At 64.4% G+C, this 18781-nt stretch carries 22 protein-coding genes and 1 pseudogene; 14 read left to right on the top strand and 9 right to left on the bottom strand.

Annotated features, from left to right (window positions below; translation table 11 throughout):
- Positions 1 to 3: 3 nt before the first annotated feature.
- On the bottom strand, positions 4 to 441 hold the full coding sequence (locus MSIMFI_RS19385) for a type II toxin-antitoxin system VapC family toxin (RefSeq protein WP_191498737.1): 438 nt from the start codon (positions 439 to 441) through the stop codon (positions 4 to 6).
- Positions 438 to 680: a type II toxin-antitoxin system VapB family antitoxin gene (locus MSIMFI_RS19380; RefSeq protein WP_191498736.1), complete on the bottom strand. Its 243-nt coding sequence runs from the start codon at positions 678 to 680 to the stop codon at positions 438 to 440. The genes MSIMFI_RS19385 and MSIMFI_RS19380 overlap by 4 nt, the downstream gene beginning before the upstream one ends.
- 62 nt (positions 681 to 742) lie before the next feature.
- Between MSIMFI_RS19380 and MSIMFI_RS19375 the strand changes: the two genes are divergently transcribed.
- From MSIMFI_RS19375 to MSIMFI_RS19355, 5 genes are all read left to right on the top strand, one after another.
- A complete protein-coding gene (locus tag MSIMFI_RS19375; RefSeq protein ID WP_191498735.1) occupies positions 743 to 979 on the top strand; it encodes a FitA-like ribbon-helix-helix domain-containing protein in 237 nt (78 codons plus the stop codon).
- Entirely contained in the window at positions 976 to 1374 is a 399-nt protein-coding gene (locus MSIMFI_RS19370) for a type II toxin-antitoxin system VapC family toxin (protein ID WP_191498734.1), read from the top strand. The genes MSIMFI_RS19375 and MSIMFI_RS19370 overlap by 4 nt, the downstream gene beginning before the upstream one ends.
- Before the next feature lie 40 nt (positions 1375 to 1414).
- Positions 1415 to 2167 (top strand): FAD-dependent thymidylate synthase, encoded by a 753-nt coding sequence (thyX, locus tag MSIMFI_RS19365; protein WP_191498733.1) that lies wholly within the window; start codon positions 1415 to 1417, stop codon positions 2165 to 2167.
- A 100-nt stretch (positions 2168 to 2267) separates the two neighbouring features.
- Positions 2268 to 3170 (top strand): 4-hydroxy-tetrahydrodipicolinate synthase, encoded by a 903-nt coding sequence (gene dapA / locus MSIMFI_RS19360; RefSeq protein WP_191498732.1) that lies wholly within the window; start codon positions 2268 to 2270, stop codon positions 3168 to 3170.
- 19 nt (positions 3171 to 3189) lie between these two features.
- Complete coding sequence (locus MSIMFI_RS19355) at positions 3190 to 4866, top strand: ribonuclease J (protein WP_191498731.1); 1677 nt, start codon at positions 3190 to 3192, stop codon at positions 4864 to 4866.
- Between the two features lie 6 nt (positions 4867 to 4872).
- Here the strand turns inward: MSIMFI_RS19355 and MSIMFI_RS19350 are convergent, their stop codons facing one another.
- From MSIMFI_RS19350 to MSIMFI_RS19340, 3 genes are read right to left on the bottom strand one after another with little or no spacing between them, the layout of a single operon-like run.
- A complete protein-coding gene (locus MSIMFI_RS19350) occupies positions 4873 to 5745 on the bottom strand; it encodes an SAM-dependent methyltransferase (RefSeq protein WP_191498730.1) in 873 nt (290 codons plus the stop codon).
- A gap of 3 nt (positions 5746 to 5748) precedes the next feature.
- On the bottom strand, positions 5749 to 6570 hold the full coding sequence (locus tag MSIMFI_RS19345; RefSeq protein ID WP_191498729.1) for a mycofactocin-coupled SDR family oxidoreductase: 822 nt from the start codon (positions 6568 to 6570) through the stop codon (positions 5749 to 5751).
- Positions 6570 to 6884, bottom strand: a complete 315-nt coding sequence (locus MSIMFI_RS19340; RefSeq protein WP_191498728.1) for a putative quinol monooxygenase — start codon at positions 6882 to 6884, stop codon at positions 6570 to 6572. The genes MSIMFI_RS19345 and MSIMFI_RS19340 overlap by 1 nt, the downstream gene beginning before the upstream one ends.
- Positions 6885 to 6961: 77 nt before the next feature.
- Between MSIMFI_RS19340 and MSIMFI_RS19335 the strand changes: the two are divergent.
- A pseudogene (locus MSIMFI_RS19335) lies at positions 6962 to 9535 on the top strand (DNA translocase FtsK 4TM domain-containing protein); the annotation flags it as partial.
- A gap of 66 nt (positions 9536 to 9601) precedes the next feature.
- Here MSIMFI_RS19335 and MSIMFI_RS19330 read toward each other — a convergent pair.
- Positions 9602 to 10117: an amino-acid N-acetyltransferase gene (locus MSIMFI_RS19330; protein ID WP_191498726.1), complete on the bottom strand. Its 516-nt coding sequence runs from the start codon at positions 10115 to 10117 to the stop codon at positions 9602 to 9604.
- Between the two features lie 60 nt (positions 10118 to 10177).
- Between MSIMFI_RS19330 and pgsA the strand changes: the two genes are divergently transcribed.
- The 4 genes from pgsA (at position 10178) to pspM (ending at position 12961) form a co-directional block, all read left to right on the top strand.
- Complete coding sequence (gene pgsA / locus MSIMFI_RS19325) at positions 10178 to 10774, top strand: CDP-diacylglycerol--glycerol-3-phosphate 3-phosphatidyltransferase (protein WP_191498725.1); 597 nt, start codon at positions 10178 to 10180, stop codon at positions 10772 to 10774.
- A gap of 84 nt (positions 10775 to 10858) precedes the next feature.
- Entirely contained in the window at positions 10859 to 11197 is a 339-nt protein-coding gene (gene clgR, locus MSIMFI_RS19320) for a transcriptional regulator ClgR (RefSeq protein ID WP_191498724.1), read from the top strand.
- A 116-nt stretch (positions 11198 to 11313) separates the two neighbouring features.
- On the top strand, positions 11314 to 12132 hold the full coding sequence (pspA, locus tag MSIMFI_RS19315) for a phage shock protein PspA (RefSeq protein ID WP_186242537.1): 819 nt from the start codon (positions 11314 to 11316) through the stop codon (positions 12130 to 12132).
- 16 nt (positions 12133 to 12148) lie between these two features.
- On the top strand, positions 12149 to 12961 hold the full coding sequence (gene pspM, locus MSIMFI_RS19310; RefSeq protein WP_191498723.1) for a phage shock envelope stress response protein PspM: 813 nt from the start codon (positions 12149 to 12151) through the stop codon (positions 12959 to 12961).
- Positions 12962 to 13009: 48 nt separating this feature from the next.
- On the opposite strand, the gene MSIMFI_RS19305 is transcribed toward pspM, so the two are convergent.
- Together MSIMFI_RS19305 and MSIMFI_RS19300 are read right to left on the bottom strand one after the other, a co-directional pair.
- On the bottom strand, positions 13010 to 13426 hold the full coding sequence (locus MSIMFI_RS19305) for a DUF5313 domain-containing protein (protein WP_191498722.1): 417 nt from the start codon (positions 13424 to 13426) through the stop codon (positions 13010 to 13012).
- A gap of 4 nt (positions 13427 to 13430) precedes the next feature.
- Entirely contained in the window at positions 13431 to 13862 is a 432-nt protein-coding gene (locus tag MSIMFI_RS19300) for a limonene-1,2-epoxide hydrolase (RefSeq protein ID WP_191498721.1), read from the bottom strand.
- Positions 13863 to 13905: 43 nt separating this feature from the next.
- Here MSIMFI_RS19300 and MSIMFI_RS19295 point away from each other — a divergent pair, with 43 nt between their 5' ends.
- Both MSIMFI_RS19295 and MSIMFI_RS19290 read left to right on the top strand, forming a co-directional pair.
- Positions 13906 to 15072 (top strand): glycosyltransferase, encoded by a 1167-nt coding sequence (locus tag MSIMFI_RS19295; RefSeq protein WP_191498720.1) that lies wholly within the window; start codon positions 13906 to 13908, stop codon positions 15070 to 15072.
- Positions 15073 to 15094: 22 nt separating this feature from the next.
- Positions 15095 to 15289, top strand: coding sequence for a DUF3046 domain-containing protein (locus MSIMFI_RS19290; RefSeq protein ID WP_449870966.1), 195 nt, complete (start codon positions 15095 to 15097; stop codon positions 15287 to 15289).
- A gap of 36 nt (positions 15290 to 15325) precedes the next feature.
- Here the strand turns inward: MSIMFI_RS19290 and MSIMFI_RS19285 are convergent, their stop codons facing one another.
- The gene (locus MSIMFI_RS19285) at positions 15326 to 15973 is read right to left on the bottom strand and encodes a (2Fe-2S)-binding protein (protein ID WP_191499084.1); all 648 of its coding nucleotides are present in this window, start codon (positions 15971 to 15973) and stop codon (positions 15326 to 15328) included.
- 180 nt (positions 15974 to 16153) lie between these two features.
- Here MSIMFI_RS19285 and recA point away from each other — a divergent pair, with 180 nt between their 5' ends.
- Positions 16154 to 18286, top strand: coding sequence for an intein-containing recombinase RecA (recA, locus tag MSIMFI_RS19280; RefSeq protein WP_191498719.1), 2133 nt, complete (start codon positions 16154 to 16156; stop codon positions 18284 to 18286).
- Positions 18252 to 18770, top strand: coding sequence for a recombination regulator RecX (gene recX / locus MSIMFI_RS19275; RefSeq protein WP_191498718.1), 519 nt, complete (start codon positions 18252 to 18254; stop codon positions 18768 to 18770). Before recA ends, recX begins: the two co-directional genes overlap by 35 nt.
- Positions 18771 to 18781: the final 11 nt, after the last annotated feature.

Genomic DNA, 18781 nt, shown 5'->3' with positions numbered 1-18781 from the left:
AGGTTAGCCGGTCAATGGATTCCGCACGGCCAGAACCGAACTGAATCGCCCGAAGTCGCGATCGGCCGACCACAGCTCGCGAACCCCATGCGCAACGCACAGCGCGGCGACCCTCGCATCGTGCACCATCGAACCGGTTACTCGTCCACTGGCAAGCACGTGTTTGAGCTGATCCCAGTAACCGGCGGGCTCGCCGAGCATCGTCAGGCTGGGTGAGGCCAGCCAGGCGCCCATCTGCGCGACGGCCTGGTTCCGTGTGCTCGGCGGGTCATAGATCCTGGGGTGCGTGCTGATCGCGAAAAACTCGTGCAGGCAGGGCCATGGAATCGCCCACGCAGATCTACCTTCGGCCAATTCCTTGATGCGCTCGGCGGCCTCGTCGTGGAATTCCGCGTCGCGCCGGTGCGCATACACCAGGATGTTCGTGTCGACGGCGATCATTCGGGTTGCTCATAGATGGCGTCCCGCACTTGTCCCCACGATGCGTTACGGAAGGCCGGCTGGAGACCGTGACCGGCGACGCTGGCGTCTTGGAGGGCGAACGACGAACCGCCCGAGCGCTGTTTGATCACGGCCCGCAGGCCTGTTTCGATCAACTCCCGCAGAGTGGTCCGCTCCCGGCGAGCCAATTCCTGCGCTTCTCGTACCAACTCATCGGGAAGGTTGATCGTCGTCTTCATACGGCTAACCGTATCAAGGAAACCATACGGCCGTATTAGCGTTATAGCGCTAAAGTGGCGCTATGGCGACAATCCAGATCCGGGAGATCCCCGAAGACGCGTACGAGGTGATTCGCAAGCGCGCTCGAGCGGCGGGACGCTCCATCCAGTCCTACATGCGCGACTGGGTGATCGACTTCGCGAGCCGTCCCACCGCGGCCGAGGCGTTGGCAGCCATGGAGGTCGTACGTAGGGAAAGCGAAACGCCGGGGGCGACGCGGGAATCTATCCTTGCCGATCTGGCCGCGGACCGGCGGTGAACGACTACGTTATCGACGCGTCCGCGCTCGTACTGGCCTTGATCGCCAAGACCGACGCCGCCGATGCGCTGCGGGCGCGACTGCCCGAGATGCGGCGGCACGCACCGCATTTGATCGACGCCGAGGTCGGCAACGTGCTGCGCCGCCACGAGCAGGCGGGGCACATCAGCGCCAGGGAGGCCGATACGGCGCTACGCGTCGCCGCCCCGCTGATCGACGATCGCTATCCACACGTCGGGGTACTAGCCCGATGCGCGTGGAGCTTGCGGCACAACTTGAGTTTTTACGACGCGCTCTACGTGGCTCTGGCCACCAACCTCGACATTCCTCTGCTCACCGCGGACACCCGCCTGAGCCGCGCGCCACAACTGACCTGCCGGACCGAACTCGTCTGATGGCACGCCGCGTACCGTCGCCGCGTTAAGGTGATCAGCCGTGGCAAAGACCGCGCCGCTGCGCGTGCAACTCATCGCCAAGACCGAGTTCTTGGCACCCTCGGATGTGCCCTGGACAACCGACGCGGAAGGGGGTTCCGCGCTCGTCGAATTCGCCGGCCGGGCTTGCTACCAGAGCTGGTCCAAGCCCAATCCGAAGACCGCCACCAACGCCGGCTACATCAAGCACATCATCGACGTCGGACACTTCTCGGTGCTTGAGCACGCCGGTGTGTCGTTCTACATCACCGGCATCTCGCGATCGTGTACTCATGAGCTAATCCGGCACCGGCACTTCTCCTATTCGCAACTCTCGCAGCGCTACGTGCCCGAGAAAGACTCGCAGGTCGTGATGCCGCCCGGCATGGAGGACGACCCCGAACTGCGCCAGATCCTGACCGCAGCCGCCGACGCCAGCCGAGCCACCTACACCGACCTGCTGGCCAAGCTGGAAGCCAAGTTCGCTGATCAGCCAAACGCAGTGCTGCGCCGCAAGCAGGCACGCCAGGCCGCTCGCGCCGTGCTGCCCAATGCCACCGAAACTCGCATCGTCGTGACCGGCAACTACCGGGCGTGGCGGCACTTCATCGCCGTGCGCGCCAGCGAACACGCCGACGTCGAAATCCGGCGGCTAGCCATCGAGTGCTTGCGCCAGCTCGTCGACGTCGCGCCCGCGGTGTTCGCCGACTTCGAGGTTTCGACCTTGGCCGACGGCACCGAGGTCGCGACTAGTCCGCTGGCGACCGAAGCCTGACCCGCCGCGACGGTGCGAAAATGTACTGCCCGCGCGGCGTGTCGCTGAACAAACACGCACGCTCGCGGCGGCGATAAAGCGCCAGGTAACCTAGGAAACCGTGAGTACCGTCGGATTCGACGCCCCGGCACGCCTGGGAACCCTGCTGACCGCGATGGTTACACCGTTCGGCGCCGACGGGTCCGTCGATACCGCCGCCTCGGCACGACTAGCGAATCACCTGGTGGACCAGGGGTGTGACGGCCTGGTCGTCTCGGGCACCACGGGCGAGTCACCGACTACTACCGATGACGAGAAACTAGAGCTGTTACGCGCCGTCCTGGCAGCGGTAGGTGACCGGGCTCGGGTAATAGCCGGCGCCGGCACCTACGACACCGCACACAGCATCCGGCTGGCCAAGGCCTGCGCGGCCGAAGGCGCGCACGGGCTCCTGGTCGTCACCCCGTACTACTCGAGGCCGCCGCAGTCCGGGCTGTTGGCGCACTTCACCGCCGTCGCCGATGCGACCGAGCTGCCGGTGCTGCTCTACGACATCCCGGTGCGCTCTGGTGTACCGATCGAGCCCGACACGTTGCGCAAGCTGGCGTCGCATCCCAACATCGTCGGCGTCAAGGACGCCAAAGCCGACTTGCCAAGCGGCGCTCAGATCATCGCCGACACTGGACTGGCCTATTACTCCGGCGACGATGCGCTCAACCTGCCCTGGCTGGCTATGGGCGCGACCGGCTTCATTAGCGTGATCTCTCACGTTGCGGCCGGTCAGTTGCGAGAGTTGTTGTCCGCCTTCCAATCTGGGGACATCGCCACCGCACGCAAGATCAGCGTCGCGGTCAGCCCGCTCTACAACGCGATGAGCCGCCTGGGTGGAGTCACGCTTTCCAAGGCGGGCCTACGGCTGCAGGGGTTCGACGTCGGCGTTCCCCGGTTGCCGCAGGTGGCCGCGACACCCGAGCAGCTGGATGCATTGGCCGAGGACATGCGCGCCGCCTCGGTGCTCAGGTGAACCAAAGGGCGGCCCACAAGTGGATGTAGAGCTCGCGCCACCAGGTCCCCTGACCGTGGGTGGGTTGCGGGTAACCGCGCTGGGTGGTATCAGCGAAATCGGTCGCAACATGACGGTTTTCGAGCATCTGGGTCGACTGCTGATCATCGACTGCGGGGTAATGTTCCCCACGCACGACGAGCCGGGCGTCGACCTGATCCTGCCGGACATGCGCCATATCGAAGACCGGCTCGACGACATCGAGGCGCTGGTACTGACCCATGCGCATGAGGACCACATTGGGGCAATCCCATACCTACTCAAGCTGCGGCCCGACATCCCAATCGTTGGTTCGAAGTTCACCCTGGCGCTGGTCGCCACGAAATGCCGTGAACATCGCATCAAACCGGTGTTAGTCCAAGTCGCGGAGGGGCAAAGCACCGAGCACGGTGTGTTCGAGTGCGAATATTTCGCCGTCAACCACTCCGTCCCGGATGCGCTGGCCATCGCCGTCTACACCGGCGCGGGCACGGTCTTGTTCACCGGCGATATCAAGCTCGATCAACTACCGCTGGATGGTCGCCCCACCGATCTGCCTGGTATGTCTCGGCTCGGTGACGCCGGTGTGGATTTGTTCCTGTGCGACTCCACCAACGCCGAGCATCCCGGTGTCGGGCCATCGGAAAGCGAAGTGGGCCCGACGTTGCACCGGCTGATTCGGGGGGCCGACGGGCGGGTCATCGTTGCATGTTTCGCCTCTAATGTGGATCGGGTACAGCAGATCATCGATGCCGCAGTCGCATTGGGCCGTCGGGTGTCGTTTGTCGGCCGATCGATGGTGCGCAACATGGGAATTGCTCGCCAGCTAGGTTTCCTGCGAGTGGCCGACTCCGACCTCATCGACATAGCCGCAGCGGAGATGATGCCGCCCGAAAAGGTCGTGCTGGTCACCACCGGTACCCAGGGCGAGCCGATGTCGGCGTTGTCACGGATGTCGCGCGGCGAGCATCGCAGCATTACCCTGACTGCGGGCGACCTCATCGTGTTGTCGTCGTCACTGATTCCCGGCAACGAGGAAGCGGTCTACGGAGTCATCGACTCGCTCTCCAAGATCGGTGCTCGGGTTGTCACCAATGCCCAAGCGCGGGTGCATGTTTCGGGCCACGCGTACGCCGGAGAGTTGCTCTTTCTGTACAACGGGGTACGGCCGCGTCATGTCATGCCGGTGCATGGGACGTGGCGGCACCTGCGGGCCAACGCCAAGCTAGCCGCCAGCACTGGGATACCGGAGGAGTCAATTCTGTTGGCCGAGAACGGTGTCAGCGTCGACCTGGTGGCTGGCAAGGCCAGCATCAGCGGGGCGGTTCCGGTCGGCAAGATGTTTGTCGACGGCCTGATCACCGGCGACGTCGGCGATATCACCTTGGGTGAGCGCCTTATCTTGTCGGAGGGTTTCGTCGCGGTGACGGTGGTGGTCAAGCGTGGCACCGGGCGTCCGGTGGCTGCGCCACACCTACATTCACGCGGCTTCTCCGAGGACCCCAAGGCGCTGGAGCCAGCGGTGCGCAAGGTCGAGGCAGAGATGGAACAGTTGGTGGCCGCCAACGTCGTCGATCCGATCCGCATCGCTCAAGGTGTACGTCGCACCGTCGGCAAGTGGGTGGGCGAGACGTACCGTCGGCAGCCGATGATCGTGCCCACGGTCATCGAGGTCTGAAGCGCCCTACTTCTTCTCGGCGTAGGCGGACCATTCCAGCTGTGAAGCCTTGAGTTTGCGCCCGGTGGGTTTGACAAAGCGTTCGACAAGCTCGTCGGGCCCGGCCTGTTCCACCAGGCGCCATCCGTACTCGGTGATGAATCCAGCTACGTCGTCAGGCTGTAAACCGAAGTGCCACAGTTGCCTTCGCTGTCGGACTGAGCGGTACAGCGTCCGGGTGCCATACCGATTCGTCCCTTCGATGAAGTCTTTGCGGACGTAGGTGAATACGATGCGGCTGCCCGCTGCGGTTGCGCGCAATCCCTCCAAGGTCCTCCGGACCGCCTTCTCGGTGAGGTACTGCGTCACGCCCTCACAGATGAAGAAGACCCGGTATTCGGTTTGGTAGCCGTGCTCGGCCAGTGCGGTAAGCAGGTCGTCGTGCTCGAAATCCACCGCTACCAATCGAACCGACAGCGGCAACTCGCCCAGCACCCGCCGCACCGTCTTGGCCTTGCGAGCGATGTTGATCGGCAGATCCACCTCGAAGACTGGGATACGGACCTGCCGGGTCAAGCTATAGGCCCGGGTATCCAATCCGGCGCCGAGGATCACTACCGCGTCGATGTCGTCAAGTGCTTCGGCGAGCTTGTCGCCGATAAACCGTTTACGGCAGACCAGATTCGCCCACAGGCCGGGGCCGGACCACTCCAACGAGCTGATGAAAAGGCGCCTGAGCGCCGCCGGCCGAGTGGCGCTGACTAGCCAGCGCAACGGTCTGGGCAAGAATAGGTCGGCCATATCGTCATCCACCAGCCGCCGGCTCGGCGGCTCATTCTGTTCGACGGCCGCCAACACCATTGGGCCAAAAGCGGTCTGAGCAGCAGGATTTCGAGCCATCGTCTACCGCTTATTCATGAAGCCCGCATCGACCGGCAAGGTGATGCCGGTGATATAGCGCGCCTGGTCGGACACCAGCCATGCAACCGCGTTGGCGATGTCGTCGGGCTGCAAAATCTCTACCGGCAGCGCGTTGCCCATGTCCGGCGGCGAATCGGACTCCGAGACCAGGGCGGCAAGCCACTGTCGGGTGAACTCGTTGTTGATCATCGGTGTGTCGACCCCGGCCGGATGTATCGAATTGACCCGGATGTTGTGCTGTGCAAGCAGATTGGCGTACACGCGCATCAATCCGACGAGCCCGTGTTGGGCGGCGGCATAGCCAATAGCCCCGGCATGGGCACTGCCGAGGCCGGCCAACCCCGCGGCCGAACTGATCAGCACGATCGCCCCGCCGGTACCCTGATCGACCATCGTCGGTATGGCGACCTCAACGGTGTGGTACACGCCGGTGAGGTTGACGTCGATGACGTCGCGCCAGCCGTCCTCGCCAGACTGCATGGGCGCGATGCCGGCGTTGGCCACGACAATGTCGAGCCGGCCGAACTCGTCAACCCCCGCCTGCACAGCGGCCGACAGCGAAGCGCGATCACGGACATCGCCTTGTCTGGCCACGATGCGGGCGCCGGTGTCCTCGACCAGCTTCGCGGTTTCCGCCAGGTCGTCAACGGTGCCCAACGGATAGGGCACGCTGGCGATCTGCTCGCATACGTCGACCGCGATCACGTTCGCGCCGTCTGCTGCCAGCCGCACCGCGTGGGCGCGGCCCTGGCCGCGCGCGGCGCCGGTAATGAAGGCAACGCGGCCTTCCATTGGCCGAACCATTAGGGGCGAAGCTGTCCTTTGCTTGAGTTTCCGGCGGGAATCGGCTGCAGCATCTTGATATCGGGTTGGCCGGTCAGGTGCTCGCCGGCGGCGGTGAACATCTTGGCGACCGCGGGGGCGGTGCTGTGCACTTTCAGCGCCTCCTCGTCGGCCCATTGCTCGACGAAGACGAAGGTCTCGCCAGTTTGGTGCAGTGAGTACAGCTGGCAGCCAGGTTCGCCGTGCACCTCTTCGACCGCGGCGGTCAGGATCTCGCGGACGGTGTCGACCGACTCCGGTTTGACGGTCAAGGTGGCGACGACGACGACGGGCATGCAGGGCCTCCTGAGTCTGCCGGGGGTGATGTTTTTCACCCTACTCATGGTTTAAGAGGTAACGGGACGGGCACACGTCCGTTACCAGTGTGGCTTGTGGTGCAGATGGTGTATTTGCGACTAGGCTTGCGGGCATGGCTAGTAAGACCGTCGCGCGCTCCGGAACCCGAACGAGCAGGTCAAAGGCCAGTTCGCGGGGCGCATCGCGAAGTGGGCGATCGAGTGCGCCCAGAAAGCGTGCGAGCCAGCCCGTCAAGCGCCCGAGCGGGCCGGCCAGGCGGCGCAACCAGTCCCTGCTGGTCGCGGCCGGCCTGGCCTGCGGCCGGGCCATGCGAGCGACCTGGGTGATGGCCGCCAAGGGCACGGGCGGCGCGGCGCGATCGATCGGGCGAGCCCGCGACATCGAGCCGGGGCACCGCCGCGACGGAATTGCGCTGGTTCTGCTGGGAGTTGCCGTTATCGTTGCGGCGAGTTCGTGGTTTGATGCTGCCCGCCCCGTCGGCGCGTGGGTTGACATGGTGCTGCGCACTTTCATCGGCTCGGTTGTCGTCTTGCTCCCACTGGTTGCCGCCGGCGTGGCGGTGGCGTTGATGCGAACCCCGCCAAATCCCGACGCGCGGCCGCGGCTGATCCTTGGCGCCAGCCTGATCGCACTATCGGTTCTCGGCCTGCGTCACCTGTGGGCGGGCTCTCCCGAAGCGCCGGAGTTGCGCCGGCGCGCAGCGGGTTTCGTTGGCTTTGCGATCGGCGGGCCGCTATCCGAAGGGTTGACTGCCTGGATCGCCGCGCCGTTGTTGTTCATCGGCGCATTGTTCGGGCTGCTACTGCTGACCGGCATCACCATCCGTGAGGTGCCGGATGCCTTGCGCGGCATGTTCGGCACCCGGATATTCCAGCGCGATTACGACGACGATTACGACGACCAGGACTTTGACGGTGACTTCCCCGGCGACGACGCGGACACCGTAGAAGTGGCGCGTGAGGACTTTTCTGATGGCTATTACGACGAGGCGTTCGATGACGGACCACAGGCGTGGCCGTCGGCACAATCTCCGCAAGTCGAGGACGACATACCGACCACTCCCGAACCCGCCGTCACGCGCTCCCGCCGCCGGTCACGCAAGGAGACCGAGACCCTCGACCGGGTCGTCGAAGGTCCCTACACGCTGCCGCCCCTGGACCTGCTGATCGCGGGCGACCCGCCCAAGAAACGCAGCGCCGCAAACAACCACATGGCCAGCGCGATCGGGGAAGTGCTCCCCCAGTTCAAGGTCGACGCGGCCGTCACCGGCTGCACCCGCGGACCCACCGTCACCCGCTACGAGGTCGAGCTGGGGCCCGGCGTCAAGGTAGAGAAGATCACCGCGCTACAGAAGAACATCGCCTACGCGGTCGCCACCGAGAGCGTTCGCATGCTGGCCCCGATCCCCGGCAAGTCCGCCGTCGGCATCGAGGTACCCAACACCGACCGGGAAATGGTGCGGCTCGCCGACGTCCTCACCGCGCCGTCCACCCGCCGCGACCACCATCCGCTGGTGATCGGGCTGGGCAAGGACATCGAAGGCGACTTCATCTCGGCCAACCTGGCCAAGATGCCGCACCTGCTGGTCGCCGGCTCCACCGGATCGGGCAAGTCCAGCTTCGTCAACTCCATGCTGATTTCGCTGTTGACCCGGGCCACCCCGGAAGAGGTCAGGATGATCCTGATCGACCCGAAGATGGTGGAACTGACGCCGTACGAAGGCATTCCGCATCTGATCACGCCGATCATCACCCAGCCGAAGAAGGCGGCCGCCGCACTGGCCTGGCTGGTCGACGAGATGGAGCAGCGCTACCAGGACATGCAGGCATCCCGCGTGCGCCACATCGACGACTTCAATGAGAAGGTGCGATCCGGTGCCATCACGGCGCCATTGGGCAGCCAGCGCGAATACCGACCCTATCCGTACGTCGTTGCGATCGTCGACGAGCTGGCGGACCTGATGATGACCGCGCCCCGCGACGTCGAGGACGCCATCGTGCGGATCACCCAAAAGGCCCGCGCGGCCGGCATCCATCTGGTGCTGGCTACCCAGCGCCCGTCGGTTGACGTGGTCACCGGGCTCATCAAGACGAACGTGCCATCCCGGTTGGCTTTTGCGACGTCGTCGCTCACCGACAGCCGGGTGATCCTGGACCAGGCGGGCGCGGAAAAGCTGATCGGGATGGGTGACGGCCTGTTCTTGCCGATGGGCGCCAGCAAACCGATCCGGCTGCAGGGCGCCTACATCACCGACGACGAGATTCACGCCGTCGTCACCGCGTGCAAGGACCAGGCCGAACCCGAGTACACCGAGGGCGTCACCACCGCCAAGCCCACCGGCGAACGCACCGACGTCGACCCTGACATCGGCGACGACATGGACGTCTTCCTGCAGGCCGTGGAACTGGTGGTGTCCAGTCAGTTTGGCTCTACCTCGATGCTGCAGCGCAAGCTTCGGGTCGGTTTCGCCAAAGCGGGCCGCTTGATGGATCTGATGGAGACGCGCGGCATCGTGGGGCCGTCCGAGGGGTCGAAGGCGCGCGAGGTTTTGATCAAGCCCGACGAGCTGGCGGGAACGCTGGCATTGATCCGGGGCGGGTCCGGCGGCTCGGAGGACGAGCCCGAGTAACGCCGAGCAGACACAGAATCGCACTCCGCGGACCTCGCGAGCGCGATTCTGTGTCTGCTCGCGGGATTAAAGGACCAGCAGCATTCGTGAGTTGCCCAGGATGTTGGGCTTGACGTAGCTCAAATCCAGGAATTCGGCGACGCCGATGTCATAGGAGCGGCACATCTCCTCGAACACCTCCGCGGTGACCGGTGTGCCTTCGATCTCGGTGAACCCATGCTTGCTGAAGAAGTCGGTTTCGAAGGTCAGCACGAACAGCCGCTCCAGCTGCAACTCGCGGGCGACGTCGAGAAGCCTTCTGACGATCGCGTGGCCAATGCCGTGGCCGGTCATCGCGGGGTCGACTGCCACGGTACGGATTTCGCCGAGGTCGGACCACAACACGTGCAGTGCTCCGCAACCGACCACTTTGCCTTCGTGTTCTGCGACCCAGAATTCTTGGACGGCTTCATAGAGCGTCACGAGATTCTTTTCCAGCAGGATCTTTCCCGCGTAGGTGTCGACGAGTTGTTTGATCGCGGGCACATCAGATGTTCGCGCGCGCCGGACCACCGGCCGGTAATCCCGTGGACTTTCGCTCACGTGTGAACAGTATCGACATCGGGGGGTCGCATGGGCTGGTCAACCCGTTATTCTGTTGCCGTGTCGGGGCAGACTGAAACAGGTCAATTGACAAGCCGCGCCCGTATCGCCAATCTCGCCAATATCCTGACGCTGTTGCGGCTGCTGATGGTTCCGCTTTTCTTGCTCGCTTTGTTCTACGGGGGCGGTCACCACACCACGGCCCGCGTCGTGGCGTGGGCGATATTTGCGGCCGCTTGCATTACCGATCGATTCGACGGCCTGCTGGCCCGCAACTATGGAATGGCGACTGAATTCGGCGCGTTTATTGATCCGATCGCGGACAAGACGCTGATCGGGTCGGCATTGATCGGGTTGTCGATTCTGGGTGACTTGCCGTGGTGGGTCACTGTGGTGATCATGAGCCGCGAGCTTGGGGTGACTGTGTTGCGGTTGGCCGTCATCCGCCGGGGCGTCATTCCCGCCAGCTGGGGCGGCAAACTCAAAACTGTGGTCCAGGCGGTGGCGATCGGGTTGTTCGTGTTGCCGCTTTCGGGTCCGCTCCACGTGTCCGCAGAGGTAGTGATGGTTGCCGCGATCGTGCTCACCGTGGTCACCGGTGTCGACTATGTTGCATCGACCATCAGGGAAGTTCGCTGGTCTAGTCGCGGATCTTGATCGAGCGGGAACCAACCCACCGGTGCCGGCGTTGATGTAGAACGTTGGGTGCCGAACAGGCGTGACCGGACGAAGGAGACCACGATGGCGTCATTGGTGCGCGAGGTCATAGGCGACGTGCTGCGCGGAGCCCGGACTTCGCAGGGCCGGACGCTGCGCGAGGTGTCGGATTCAGCGCGGGTGAGCCTCGGTTATCTGTCGGAGGTCGAGCGTGGCCGCAAGGAGCCCTCCAGCGAGCTGCTCAACGCGATTTGCGATGCCTTACAGGTCCCGTTGTCGCAGATGCTCACCGATGCGGCAGAACGGATGGCGCATTTGGAGAGTGCGGCCAGCACTGTTGCGGCCACCGCGCCAAGCGGCACCAGTATTGATGCCAGCACTAAGGTCGTCATCCCCCCGGTCGCGTCTCTGGCCGTGGCCTGAGCGTCCCGTCTCGACCAGATAAGCACCATGGGTGGGGCGAGTCGCGCTGAACCGTTAAATTGAGCGACAGGGTTATGTGCCCATCCAGCACGAAGAAGCGAAGGCGGAGCTAACTGATGGCCAATCCGTTCGTAAAGGCGTGGAAGTACCTCATGGCGCTGTTCAGCTCCAAGATTGACGAGCACGCCGACCCCAAAGTCCAGATTCAACAGGCCATCGAGGAGGCGCAGCGCACTCATCAGGCGCTGACGCAACAGGCCGCGCAAGTGATCGGCAACCAGCGACAGCTGGAGATGCGGCTCAATCGGCAGCTAGCTGACATCGAAAAGTTACAGGTCAACGTCCGTCAGGCGCTGACGCTGGTCGACCAAGCCACCGCCGCCGGAGACGCCGCCAAGGCGACGGAGTACAACAACGCCGCCGAGGCGTTCGCCGCCCAGCTAGTGACCGCCGAACAGAGCGTCGAAGACCTCAAGGCGCTGCACGACCAGGCCTTGCAGGCGGCGGCGCAGGCCAAGAAGGCAGTCGAACAGAACGCCATGGTTCTGCAGCAGAAGATCGCGGAGCGCACCAAGTTGCTCAGCCAACTCGAGCAGGCAAAGATGCAGGAGCAGGTCAGCGCCTCGCTGCGGTCGATGAGTGAGCTTGCGGCGCCGGGCAATACCCCAACCCTCGACGAGGTGCGCGACAAGATCGAACGTCGCTACGCCAACGCGTTGGGACAGGCCGAACTTGCACAAAGCTCTGTGCAAGGCCGCATGCTCGAGGTCCAGCAGGCGGGCGTGCAGATGGCCGGGCATTCTCGGCTGGAGCAAATCCGGGCGTCGATGCGCGGCGAAGCGCTGCCAGCCGGCGGCGCAGCTGCTCCTGGAGTCACCCCGACCACCGAGACTCCCGGTGGGCCAATCGCCGAGAAGCCGTTCGGCCAGCAGTAAGGCGGCCGGTTTTCAGATGGCGGTGAAGTCACATCAGCGCGGGCAGTGGCGTTCGCTACTGCAGCGTGCACTTGACACCGCCGCTGACTTATCCGACTTGGTTGCCCTGAAGATCAGCGCGGCAACCGATCCCCGGGCACGATTGCTGCGCCGTCGCCGACGCGCGCTGCGGTGGGGTCTGATATGTGCTGCGGGGTGCGTGTTCTGGGCAGTGGTGACAGCGGTGTTGGCGGCCTGGGGCTGGTTTACCTTGCTGCTGCAAATCACCGGCGCAATCGCGGTTGTCCTGACCATTCCCGCGACGCTGTTGCTGTTTCGCTACCGCTGGCTGCGGTCGGAGCCGCTGCCGGCGCAGCGGCCGGCGGGCACCCGTCGGTTGCCTCCGCCGGGTTCGGCGGCGCGGCCCGCGATGTCTGCGCTGGTCGCTTCCGAACGCGGGTTCTTCTCGTTGCTGGGTGTGATGGAGCGCGGCGATATGTTGCCGGCATCCGAAATACGAGACTTGACGGCCGCGGCCAACCAGACGTCGGCGGCGATGGCGGCCACCGCCGCCGAGGTCGCGTCGATGGAGCGGGCGGCTCAGTACTCCGAATCGTCACGTGAGTATTTGGTGCCCACCATTAATGCGTTCACCACGCAGTTGAGCGCCGGTGTCCGTCAGTACAACGAAATGGTCACCGCCGCAGCGCAATTGGTTTCATCGGCGAACGGCGAGGGTGGGGCTGCGCCTGCTCAACAGCGGTACCGTGCGGAGCTGGTCGGCGCGACTGACCGCCTGTTGGGTTGGGCGCAGGCGTTCGACGAACTCGGCGGGTTGCCACGGGGCTAGCGCGGTCGCCGGCCCGCCCGGATGACCGCGCTACCGAGCGGCCGGTCGTTATGTGCCGTCGCCCTGCGTGGTTTCCGGTCGTGGGCCATAGCGTTCGATATAAGCCCGGTGGATATGGGCGTCGCGTTGCCGGGCGCGTTCGTCGACCAGCTCGGGGTCGAGACCGTGCACCCGCAGCATATGACGGCGCCAAATCTTGTTGAGCGCGTGCGAGAAGTACACGAACGGAATGAGAATCGGCAGCGTCATGCTCAGGTGGACGTCCAGCGTGGTCGGGATCAACCAGAACGGGGCGACCACCAGCACGGCCGGAACGAAGACCCGTCTCATCATCCTGAAGGTCGCACCCTTGCCCGTCAGGTCGTTGCGCACCCAGTCCCGCATCGAGTCAGGCAGCCGCCCGCCGCAGCAGTAGCGGATGAACTGCAGCGCGTTGGGCTTGGTACGGACGGTGTCGTTGCTCATCGACCTACAACGTCGCCTTGAGGGACGGTACGAAGAGCGCGGCCACACCGCGGAGCGTCGCCTTGAACATGTCGAAGAAATCGAAGTAGTCCCGCCACAATGTGATTCGTCCGTGGTGGACCTCGAACACGCCGCAGACCCAGAACTGAAGCCGAAGCGGACCGACGACCAGCGCATCCGTGCGTTCGGTGAGCACTGAGGCGCCGTCGGCGGCAACGCGGTGGATCTTGACCTCGAATCCGGCGCGGCCTTCCAGGCGGCGGATCAGCTTCATAGTTCGGCTGCGGCCGCGGATCGTGGGCAGACCGACGTTCTGGTAGACGAGGTTGTCGTCCAATGCGGCGTCTGCGGTTTCGAAGTCCTCATCCTGCAGGGCGTTCAGGAAACCCTCGACCGTGCGGATGTTGTCGGTGGTTGTCTCGGTCAGCTCGGTCATGGTTGCCAGCCTACGACCGGGGCGCTGTGGCAGGGTAAGGCAGATGCGCGTTGCCGTGGTCGCCGGGCCGGATCCCGGGCATTCGTTTCCCGCGATCGCGCTGTGCCAACGCTTCCAGCAGGCGGGCGATACGCCCACTCTGTTCACTGGGGTGGAGTGGATCGGGGCCGCGCGCGCTGCCGGCGTTGACACCGTCGAACTGGACGGGCTGGCGGCCATCGACAACGATGTGGACGCCGGGGCCAGGATCCATCGGCGGGCCGCAGGGATGGCCGTGCTCAATGTGCCGGCGCTACGTGAGTTGGCCCCCGATCTCGTGGTATCCGACGTCATCACCGCGTGCGGTGGCATGGCCGCCGAATTGCTTGGGATTCCGTGGATTGAACTCAACCCGCATCCGCTGTACCTGCCGTCGAAAGGGCTTCCGCCGATCGGCAGCGGGTTGGCGCCAGGCACCGGCATCCGTGGTCGGTTGAGGGACGCCGTGATGCGGGCACTTACGGCGCGGTCCTGGCGTGCGGGCCTGCGGCAACGCGCGGCCGTGCGGGTCGAGATCGGACTGCCGGCCCGTGACCCGGGGCCGCTGCGACGGCTCATCGCCACCTTGCCCGCGCTGGAGGTTCCGCGCCCCGACTGGCCAGTCGAGGCCGTTGTGGTGGGCCCCTTGCACTTCGAGCCGACCGATCGGGTGCTGGACATTCCGCCAGGTTCCGGACCGGTGATTGTCGTCGCGCCGTCTACCGCAATGACCGGGACCATCGGATTGGTCGAACTCACGCTGCAATGTCTGAGGCCGGGGGACACCCTGCCACCGGGATCGCGTTTGGTGGTCTCGCGGCTGGAGGGGCCGGATTTGGCGCTGCCGTCGTGGGCGGCGGCGGGGCTGGGACGGCAAGACGAACTGCTGACCCACGCCGATCTGGTGGTCTGTGGCGGTGGTCACGGGATGGTCGCCAAGACACTGCTGGCCGGGGTGCCCTTGGTGGTGGTGCCCGGCGGCGGGGATCAGTGGGAGATGGCCAATCGGGTCGCACGTCAGGGCAGTGCGCGGCTGATCCGGCCGGTGACCGCCGACGCGTTGGTGGCCGCGGTGAATGAGGTGCTGTCGTCGCCGCGATACCGAGAGGCCGCGATAACAGCCGCCTCCAGTGTCGGCGGAGTCGCCGATCCGGTGCGGGTGTGTCACGAAGCGTTGGCCTTAGCGGGCTAGCTTGCTGGGTATGTTGGCTGGCGTGCGGCTGACAGAGTTCCATGAGCGGGTCACCCTGCGATTTGGCGCCGCTTATGGCGCGTCGGTGTTGGTCGATCACGTGTTGACGGGCTTCGACGGCCGTACCGCCGCGCAAGCGATAGAGGACGGTGTCGAGCCCCGCGACGTCTGGCGGGCGCTATGCGCCGATTTCGACGTTCCTCGCGATCAGTGGTGAGCGGCAAAGTTGCGCACTCACCGCAGACTCGGTGGATCAGAGCGGGCAGTCGCCGCATTTGCCGCCGCCGGGGATGCGGTAGAAGAGGCAGCAGCTGCGGCGCTTGAAGTCCAACCCGTCGCTGGTGATCACACCCGACCCGGCAAGGCAGCTGGTCCCCAGCAGGTCGTTGGTGATCTCGACGATCGGCCGACGCAAGTCCGGCCGCGCCGCAAGCAGGGCCTGTGACGCTCCGGCGAGGGCGGACGCGATGTTGCCGTACAGCAGGCCGGGAGCCAGGGTGACGCGCAGGCCGGCCGCAAAGGGTTCCATATGGTCCTGCACGACCATGCGATACAGGAGTTCGGGGGAAGGGGAGACGGGTTCGCCGACGGGCTCGGGCAGTCGGAGCCGCGCTCCGTCATCGGCGCGCTGCAGGTCAGACAGGTCGGGAACGACGCCGTGGCCCAACACGCAGGCCAGAACGGGCGACCAGAGCCGGGCGGCATGGCCGAGGTGCACCAGGGAGGCGCCGACCCGCATTTCTGTCGTGTGGTAGCGCGTGAGGGTGGCGTCGATCAAGTCCGCGTACCCGTCGGCGTAGGACTGGACGAGGGGATGCCACCCTGCCGCGTCCCCACCCACAGTGAGCGCGAAAAACCCTCCATAGGAGGAAATTTCGGTCAGTACCGCCGAGATGTCCATGCGCTTTCTGTCAGCCGATATCGAGCGATATTGCCACATGCGGCGTGTCTGACTTGAATCGAACACGTGTTCGGCTACTGTGGTGATCATTCGGGATCCGATTTTGTCGGTGGCCATCTCTAGTGTCACGGCTAACCGACCGATACCGGTCAACCGAACACCGACTACAGGAGAGGCACCATGACGCAAGCCCCCGATCGCGAGAAGGCTCTCGAGCTGGCGATGGCCCAGATCGAGAAGAGTTACGGCAAAGGATCGGTGATGCGCCTCGGCGACGAGGTACGTCAGCCGATCTCGGTCATTCCGACCGGGTCTATTGCACTGGACGTCGCCCTAGGCATCGGCGGCCTGCCGCGTGGCCGGGTCGTGGAGATATACGGCCCGGAGTCCTCGGGTAAGACCACCGTGGCACTGCACGCGGTGGCCAATGCCCAGGCCGCCGGTGGTGTCGCGGCATTCATCGACGCCGAGCACGCGCTGGATCCGGAGTACGCCAAGAAACTCGGTGTCGACACCGATTCGCTGCTGGTCAGCCAGCCGGACACCGGTGAACAGGCACTCGAGATCGCCGACATGCTGATCCGCTCCGGCGCTCTTGACATCGTGGTCATCGACTCCGTGGCGGCGCTGGTGCCGCGCGCGGAACTCGAAGGCGAGATGGGGGACAGCCACGTGGGCTTGCAAGCCCGGCTGATGAGCCAGGCGCTGCGGAAAATGACTGGTGCGCTGAACAATTCGGGAACCACGGCGATCTTCATCAACCAGCTTCGCGACAAGATCGGTGTGATGTTCGGATGCATGAACTATTCGACTCGAGTGACGCTTGCCGACGGCACCACCGAAAAGATCGGCAAGATCGTCAATAACAAGATGGATGTCGAGGTGCTGTCTTATGACCCGGAGACGGACCGGATTGTGCCTCGCAAGGTAGTGAACTGGTTCAATAACGGCCCGGCTGAACAGTTCCTGCAATTCACCGTCGAGAAGTCCGGCGGTAACGGTAAGTCGCAATTCGCGGCGACGCCCAATCACCTCATCCGTACGCCGGGAGGCTGGACGGAAGCCGGTGATCTCATTGCCGGTGACCGAGTGCTGGCTGCGGAACCGCATCTGCTTAGCGACCAGCAGTTTCAGGTGGTGTTGGGTTCGCTGATGGGTGATGGAAACTTGTCTGCTAATCGGCGAGACCGCAACGGAGTTCGATTCAGGCTCGGGCATGGTGCTAAGCAGGTCGACTACCTCCAGTGGAAGGCGGCACTGCTGGGCAACATCAAGCACTCAGTGAGGGAAAACGCCAAGGGTGCACAGTTCATCGATTTCTCTCCTCTGGTCGAGCTTGCCGAATTACAGCGCGCGGTGTACCTCGGCGACGGCAAGAAGTTCTTCTCTGAGGAGTATCTGAAGGCGCTGACACCGCTTGCCCTGGCCATTTGGTACATGGATGACGGATCATTCACCTTGCGCTCCAAGGGGTTGCAGGAACGTACCACCGGTGGAAGTGGGCGCATTGAAATATGTGTCGAAGCAATGACAGAAGGCACACGACTGCGATTGCGCGACTACCTATGCGATACACATGGATTGGACGTGCGCTTGCGGCAAGCCGGCTCAGCCGGTAAGGCGGTGCTGGTGTTCTCCACGGAGGCGACAGCGAAGTTCCAAGAGGTGGTAGCCCCCTACATGGCGCCGTCCATGGAGTACAAGCTACTGCCTCGATTCCGCGGTCGTAGTCAGGTGACACCGCAATTCGTTGAACCGACTCAGCGGCTGGTGCCGTCCCGGGTTCTGGATGTGTACGTCAAACCACACACCCGCTCGATGAATCGGTTCGATATCGAGGTAGAAGGCAACCACAATTACTTCGTCGACGGGGTGATGGTGCACAACTCGCCCGAAACAACAACGGGCGGAAAGGCTTTGAAGTTCTACGCATCGGTGCGCATGGACGTGCGGCGGATCGAGACGCTCAAGGACGGCACCAATGCGGTCGGCAACCGCACCCGCGTCAAGATCGTCAAGAACAAGGTGTCGCCGCCGTTCAAGCAGGCCGAATTCGACATCCTCTACGGCAAAGGCATCAGCAGGGAAGGCTCGCTGATCGACATGGGTGTGGATCAGGGCTTTATCCGCAAGTCTGGGGCCTGGTTCACCTACGAGGGCGAGCAGCTCGGCCAGGGCAAGGAGAATGCCCGCAACTTCTTGACGGAGAACGCCGACATCGCTAACGAGATCGAGAAGAAGATCAAGGAAAAGCTTGGCATTGGTGCAGTGGTGACCGATGACGACGTCCTGCCCGCCCCCGTCGACTTCTGAGCCGTCTCGTGAGGAGCTGGCGCGGGCATTCTGCCTGCGCCAGCTCACCGCGCGAGCACGGACCAGGGCCGAGCTCGCAGGCCAGTTGGCAAAGCGGGGGTACCCCGACGACATCAGTAACCGGGTCTTGGATCGGCTGGCCGCCGTTGGGTTAGTGGACGACACCGACTTCGCCGAACAGTGGGTGCAGTCCCGGCGCGCGAATGCGGGAAAGAGCAAGCGCGCGCTGGCCGCTGAGCTGCATACCAAAGGTGTCGACAACGACGTGATCACCACGGGGCTGGGCGGGATCGACGCCGGGGCTGAGCGGGCACGGGCCGAACAGCTGGTACGGGCCCGATTGCGCCGGGAGACGCTAGCGGACGAAGCGCGGGTGAGTCGCCGGCTGGTGGCGATGCTGGCCCGGCGTGGGTACAGCCAGACCACTGCATGTGAGGTGGTGGTCGCCGAGCTGGCCGCCGAACGGGAGCGCCGGCGGGTCTAGGCTGTCGAGGC

The organism is Mycobacterium simulans (genome assembly GCF_900232995.1).
In the GTDB taxonomy this organism is placed as follows: Bacteria; Actinomycetota; Actinomycetes; order Mycobacteriales; family Mycobacteriaceae; genus Mycobacterium; species Mycobacterium simulans.
The sequence above is the reverse complement of the archived record's forward strand: the minus strand, read 5'-3'. Positions and strand labels throughout refer to the sequence as shown.

Bases quoted from the DNA above. Each gene is read 5' to 3' on its own strand.
- MSIMFI_RS19385 (WP_191498737.1), bottom strand. From the start codon at position 441: ATGATCGCCGTCGACACGAACATCCTGGTGTATGCGCACCGGCGCGAC.
- MSIMFI_RS19380 (WP_191498736.1), bottom strand. From the start codon at position 680: ATGAAGACGACGATCAACCTTCCCGATGAGTTGGTACGAGAAGCGCAG.
- MSIMFI_RS19375 (WP_191498735.1), top strand. From the start codon at position 743: ATGGCGACAATCCAGATCCGGGAGATCCCCGAAGACGCGTACGAGGTG.
- MSIMFI_RS19350 (WP_191498730.1), bottom strand. From the start codon at position 5,745: ATGGCTCGAAATCCTGCTGCTCAGACCGCTTTTGGCCCAATGGTGTTG.
- MSIMFI_RS19345 (WP_191498729.1), bottom strand. From the start codon at position 6,570: ATGGTTCGGCCAATGGAAGGCCGCGTTGCCTTCATTACCGGCGCCGCG.
- MSIMFI_RS19340 (WP_191498728.1), bottom strand. From the start codon at position 6,884: ATGCCCGTCGTCGTCGTCGCCACCTTGACCGTCAAACCGGAGTCGGTC.
- clgR (WP_191498724.1), top strand. From the start codon at position 10,859: ATGGCGTCATTGGTGCGCGAGGTCATAGGCGACGTGCTGCGCGGAGCC.
- pspA (WP_186242537.1), top strand. From the start codon at position 11,314: ATGGCCAATCCGTTCGTAAAGGCGTGGAAGTACCTCATGGCGCTGTTC.
- pspM (WP_191498723.1), top strand. From the start codon at position 12,149: ATGGCGGTGAAGTCACATCAGCGCGGGCAGTGGCGTTCGCTACTGCAG.
- MSIMFI_RS19305 (WP_191498722.1), bottom strand. From the start codon at position 13,426: ATGAGCAACGACACCGTCCGTACCAAGCCCAACGCGCTGCAGTTCATC.
- MSIMFI_RS19300 (WP_191498721.1), bottom strand. From the start codon at position 13,862: ATGACCGAGCTGACCGAGACAACCACCGACAACATCCGCACGGTCGAG.
- MSIMFI_RS19295 (WP_191498720.1), top strand. From the start codon at position 13,906: ATGCGCGTTGCCGTGGTCGCCGGGCCGGATCCCGGGCATTCGTTTCCC.
- MSIMFI_RS19285 (WP_191499084.1), bottom strand. From the start codon at position 15,973: ATGGACATCTCGGCGGTACTGACCGAAATTTCCTCCTATGGAGGGTTT.
- recA (WP_191498719.1), top strand. From the start codon at position 16,154: ATGACGCAAGCCCCCGATCGCGAGAAGGCTCTCGAGCTGGCGATGGCC.
- recX (WP_191498718.1), top strand. From the start codon at position 18,252: ATGACGACGTCCTGCCCGCCCCCGTCGACTTCTGAGCCGTCTCGTGAG.